This window comes from Vibrio sp. V39_P1S14PM300 (genome assembly GCF_009904765.1).
GTDB classification, from domain to species: domain Bacteria; phylum Pseudomonadota; class Gammaproteobacteria; order Enterobacterales; family Vibrionaceae; genus Vibrio; species Vibrio proteolyticus.
Genome location: NZ_WXWP01000296.1, coordinates 1 through 5,299 on the forward strand (window position 1 = coordinate 1; position 5,299 = coordinate 5,299).

Consider the following 5,299-nt stretch of genomic DNA (forward strand, 5'->3'; position numbering starts at 1 on the left):
TCCCATAGCTTATCCACTGTTTTTGTGGATAACTAGAAAAACATCCCCGACTTGACTTAACTAAACTCTTTATTTACAGGGGTTAATAGCCTTTTTATTAAACTACTCACCACCACAAAAAGTGTGCAAAAAGTAGCCAGAGGCAACATTAACCACATGGAAAGGTGCAGCGCTGGGGACAATTCAAACCCAAATTTCATCACACCGGCGACAACCAGCTCCGAACCGAAACTGGCAACCACACCTGCAATCAACGCCATCAGTCCATATTCCGCCCAGATAGTGCGTGTCACCCGTTTTTTACTCGCACCTAACGTCCGGTAGAGGCGAATTTCGTCTTGGCGTTGTGACAAACTCAGCCGCAGCAGAGTGAAAATCAGTAACAGCCCAGCCACTACACCAATAGCCGCAAGTAAAGTTATCGACCAGACAATCTGTGTTAATAACTGCTGGATTTTGGCCCCCATGCTGCGAATATCCATCAGGCTGACCGTGGGATGATTGCGCGACAATGACGTGACCAACGCATCATGCTGTTGATCGATCCGGAAACTGACTAACCAGGTGGCCGGAATGCTGCTCAGCACATCCGGAGTGAAAATGAAGTAAAAATTAGGTTTCATGTCTCGCCATTCCACATGACGGATTGAGTTAACTCTGGCGCTGAGCGTTTGCCCGTTAATGACAAACGTCAGTTCATCACCAAGCATCAATCCCAAATCGCTCGCCACATCAGACTCTACCGAAACCCCATTGTCATCCGTCCACTCCCCTTGTAATAAGTCGTTGTGCTCAGGCACATCGTCTGCCCAGGTAAAGTTAATTTCACGACGCAAGGCATCACTTGCCTCCCCACCATTGGCGACTTGTTTGGCGTCTTCGCCATTTACTTTCGATAAGCGTCCGCGAATAATCGGATAGGCTTCTGAGCGGTCGACACTCGCGCTATCGAGGGCGTTGAGGTAAGCGTCTTTTTCGTAAGAAGCGATGTTTAATGCAAATGCGTTGGGGGCATCAGGAGGAATGGTTCGCTGCCAATCGCTAAGCAAATCTGTGCGAACCAGCCACATTACCGCCAACAACATCAGTGACAGGGCTAGTGCGCCAAACTGAACGCCGGAAGACAGAGAGGATCGGTTGATGCGGCTTAGCGCCAGTTTAAACGATGTCGACAATGGCAGACGCGTCAGACTACGGGTCACCAACACCGACAGCATCCCCAGCACAATGAACAACACTAAAATACCCAGCAGTACAATCCACACCAAACGATTGTCGCTGTAGGCGTAAACCATTGGCAGCAGAGGAACCAGTATCAGCCAGGCATAACGCCGGTTGGTTTTGTCATCAGCCTGAGGTTGCATCACATTGACCGCGTTGATATTCAGCAACGACAGCAACGGGATGCCAAGTGCCGGAACAGCAATCAACACACTGGCCCCAATCGCCAACAGCGCCGGTACCATTCCATACCCCGGCAGCGGATTGGGCAACAAATCCGTTAGAGGTATGCGCAGGAGAACTTCAAGTAATATGCCAATGATGATGCCAAAGACAGAAGCAATCAAAGACAGAATCAGTACCTGGGTTGACAACCAACGCCGAATCCAGCGGCGGCTTGCCCCGAGACTTTTCAACATAGCAATGGTCTTTTTCCTGGTCGAAACGTAATGCTGACACGTGAGTACCAGTGTCGTAGCGGCCATAATCACCACTATCGCCACCGTCAGTGACAGATACTGTTCGGTACGCTGGAATACTTCGTTGGTCCGACTGGCTGAGTTCTGATCGCGCCAGCGATCGCTCGGTGTTAACGTTGATGACGCTTTGAGTGTTTCAATTTGCTCATCCGTACCATTAACAAACAAACTGTAACGAACTCGACTTCCCAGTTGCACAGCACCGGTCTTCTCCACATCGGCCTGATTGATCAACACCGCCGGCATCTGCTGAAACGGGTTGAAGCTCAAGCCTGGCTCTTCAACGATACGGCCTGTTATCACAAAATCGGCGTCACCTAACGTGACCTTGTCACCAATAGTGACCTCAAGCAGATTGAATACCCGTTCATCAAGCCACAACTCGCCTGGCTTGACATGTTGGCGCTCTATTTTCCCGTCCGACAAACGCATCTCACCGCGCAAGGGATAATTTTCTTGCACTGCTTTTACGGTTACCAACTGCATGGTCTGTTCACTAAAAGCCATGGTGGCAAAGCGTGTCATAACAGAGGTGTTCAGTTGCTGATTTCGTGCCGCCGCCTGCAACGCTGGTGGAACTGGATTGGCGCTGACGTAAACACTGTCTGCGGTTAACGCTTCTTTCCCCTGTTTTACAACCACCTGTTCCATGCGTTCTGCCAGAGCAGACAAAGCAAAAATACAGGCGATGATTAAGGTCAACGCGACTGAAATGGGCCACAACTGTCCATGGCGGATTTCATTCCAGCTCCACGACCAGATACGTCTATTGGACTGATTCACCGTGCCAGACATACTCATGCCTCCTCCAACCGACCTGACTGGATATGCATTCGGCGGTCACAGCGCTGGGCAAGATTGATATCGTGGGTAACCAGAACCAGCGTTGTGCCGTGTTGTTGGTTGAGGTCGAAAAGTAACTCGATAACTTTGGCTGCGGTTTTCTGATCCAGGTTGCCAGTAGGCTCATCCGCAAACAGAATCTTAGGCTGAATCATGAACGCCCGTGCCAGAGCAACACGTTGTTGTTCACCACCCGAAAGTTGCGATGGTGAATGATCCATCCGATGTTCCAATCCAACAGAACACAGCAGTTCCCGTGCACGCTCAGTGTCTTCTTCTTCACCTTTGAGCAAACACGGCAATGTTACGTTCTCCAGCGCCGTTAAGCTCGGAATTAACAGGAAGCTCTGAAACACGAAACCGACGGACTGACTGCGGATTGCCGCTCTGGCCTCATCGTCTAGTTGCGACAAAGACTGCCCCAACAATTCAACGTCTCCACCGGTCGCTGTATCTAATCCGGCCAACAATGTCATTAGGGTCGATTTTCCTGCGCCTGACGTTCCGACAATCGCCACACTCTCACCATTTTTAATGTCCAGATTTATGTTGGTTAAGATTGTTAAACTTTCCTGTTTAGTGGAGACTACTTTACTAAGAGACTCAGCTTTAATAACGGATGTTTGCATGATTCGACTACTTTCCTTGATTTTTATTCTGATATTTTCGGTTCAAACGCGTGCTGAAACACTGTTAATTCTGGGCGACAGCCTCAGTGCAGGCTATCAAATGCCTATTGAAAAAGCATGGCCCAGCTTGTTACCGGATGTGTTGGTACAAAAAGGCAAACCGGTCGATGTGATCAATGGCAGCATCTCTGGTGACACCACGGGAAACGGTCTCGCCCGATTGCCACAACTGCTGGATCAGCATAAGCCTGATAGTGTATTGATCGAGCTCGGCGCCAATGACGGGCTGCGTGGTTTCGCTCCCCCTATCATTAAGCAGAATCTCAACACCATTATTGATACCATAGAAGCCGCTGGTGCAACGCCTATTCTGATGCAAATTCACGTTCTGCCTAACTATGGCAAACGCTATACCCAAGCGTTTTCCGGTATTTACCCTGAGCTGGCCACTGATCGCTCGGTAGCGTTGATCCCGTTTTTCCTCGAAGGCATCATCACCAGTAATCCACAGTGGATTATGGATGATGGCCTGCACCCAAAACCTGAAGCTCAGTCCTGGATTGCCGAATTTGTCGCAGATTCAATCGTCGATTTACTCTAAGCCTGACTATTTAATGGTTTAGCTCAATAAACTTTACTCAACTTTACGCTATGTTGTGTACTTATCCTGATCACTTACACCGGGCAGGTGCACAACATATGATGATTGAACCTATTATTCAGGGCGTGGTTGCACGTTCCGCTCATCCATCCGGCTGCGAACAAGCCGTTCTTCAACAAATTCAATACGTAAAATCTGCCAAACCGATCGCCCACGGACCGAAGCGCGTTCTGATTCTCGGCGCATCATCCGGCTTCGGGCTGGCGGCACGCATTGCGCTGACTTTCGGCGCGAATGCTGACACCATCGGCGTCTCTTTTGAGCGTGGCCCGTCAGATAAAGGCGTTGGCAGTGCTGGCTGGTACAACAATCATTTCTTTAAACAACACGCAGAAAAAGAAGGCCGGGTTGCCATCAATATAAACGGTGATGCCTTTTCCCAGCAGGTAAGAAACGAAGTGATTGAAGCCATCGAAACCTATTTTGAAGGCGAAGTTGATTTGGTGATATACAGCCTTGCAACCGGAGTTCGACCAAATCCAGAGACTGGCGAGCTCTGGCGTTCGGCGATTAAGCCGATTGGCGAACCGGTGTCGGGATCGTCGATTTTGTTGGAAAACGATCAATGGATCGATTCTCAGTTAGAGCCCGCTTCAGAGAAGGAAATCGAAGCCACCATTAAAGTCATGGGAGGCGAAGACTGGGAAGATTGGATTGACACGCTGATCAATAATGACTCCATCGCCGAGGGGTGCAAAACCATCGCCTTCTCCTATATTGGCCCCGAGGTCACACACTCTATTTACCTCGACGGCACACTGGGCCGTGCCAAGGTCGACCTGCACCAAACCAGTCACTCGCTCAATCTAAAACTGGCAAACTATAACGGTGGCGCTTATGCCACGGTGTGTAAGGCCCTAGTCACCAAAGCAAGCGTGTTTATCCCAGGTCTTAGCCCTTACATGATTGCCTTGTACAAAGTCATGAAAGAAAAAGGAACCCATGAAGGCTGTATCGAACAAATGCACCGCCTGTTTGAGGAAAAACTCTACTGCCGGGCTGGTGTTCCGGTCGACGGAGAACGGCTGGTGAGAATGGATGACTGGGAGTTAAATCCCGATACGCAGGAAAAAGTTCGTGCACTCCTTGGCAAACTCAACCAGAGCAACTTCCAACAGCTTGGTGACTATGCCGGATATAAACAGGAGTTCCTACGCCTGAACGGCTTTGGTTTTGAGCAAGTGGATTACAATCAGGATGTCGATCTCACCGCATTTACGGATTGATACGCTTTATTAATCTCATCTCAATGCTGAGACTTGACCAATTCCTTGTGTGCCCCACCTCAAAGTGGGGCATTTTTTCGTACATTATTGTCAATCTCTATAATAATTAAATAAAAAAGCAGCCCGTTATTGCTTGACGTTTTAGTCGTAACATCTGGTGCACGGAAGCACGGTTTGGCCGCAACAAGGAAGAATGTATGTCAAAAATCAATACTCGCGAGTTATCGATCCCTTCGGAGA

The 5,299-nt window shown here is 49.2% G+C and carries 4 protein-coding genes; 2 read left to right on the top strand and 2 right to left on the bottom strand.

Annotated elements, in window-relative coordinates; all coding sequences use genetic code 11:
• Positions 1–56: 56 nt before the first annotated feature.
• Both CAG65_RS15085 and CAG65_RS15090 read right to left on the bottom strand, forming a co-directional pair.
• A complete protein-coding gene (locus CAG65_RS15085) occupies positions 57–2,495 on the bottom strand; it encodes an ABC transporter permease (protein WP_161454173.1) in 2,439 nt (812 codons plus the stop codon).
• A gap of 2 nt (positions 2,496–2,497) precedes the next feature.
• On the bottom strand, positions 2,498–3,172 hold the full coding sequence (locus tag CAG65_RS15090; protein WP_161454171.1) for an ABC transporter ATP-binding protein: 675 nt from the start codon (positions 3,170–3,172) through the stop codon (positions 2,498–2,500).
• Between CAG65_RS15090 and CAG65_RS15095 the strand changes: the two genes are divergently transcribed.
• Together CAG65_RS15095 and fabV are read left to right on the top strand one after the other, a co-directional pair.
• On the top strand, positions 3,171–3,773 hold the full coding sequence (locus tag CAG65_RS15095; RefSeq protein WP_021705325.1) for an arylesterase: 603 nt from the start codon (positions 3,171–3,173) through the stop codon (positions 3,771–3,773). The genes CAG65_RS15090 and CAG65_RS15095 overlap by 2 nt on opposite strands.
• Positions 3,774–3,871: 98 nt before the next feature.
• Positions 3,872–5,059, top strand: a complete 1,188-nt coding sequence (gene fabV, locus CAG65_RS15100) for an enoyl-ACP reductase FabV (RefSeq protein WP_161454172.1) — start codon at positions 3,872–3,874, stop codon at positions 5,057–5,059.
• Positions 5,060–5,299: the final 240 nt, after the last annotated feature.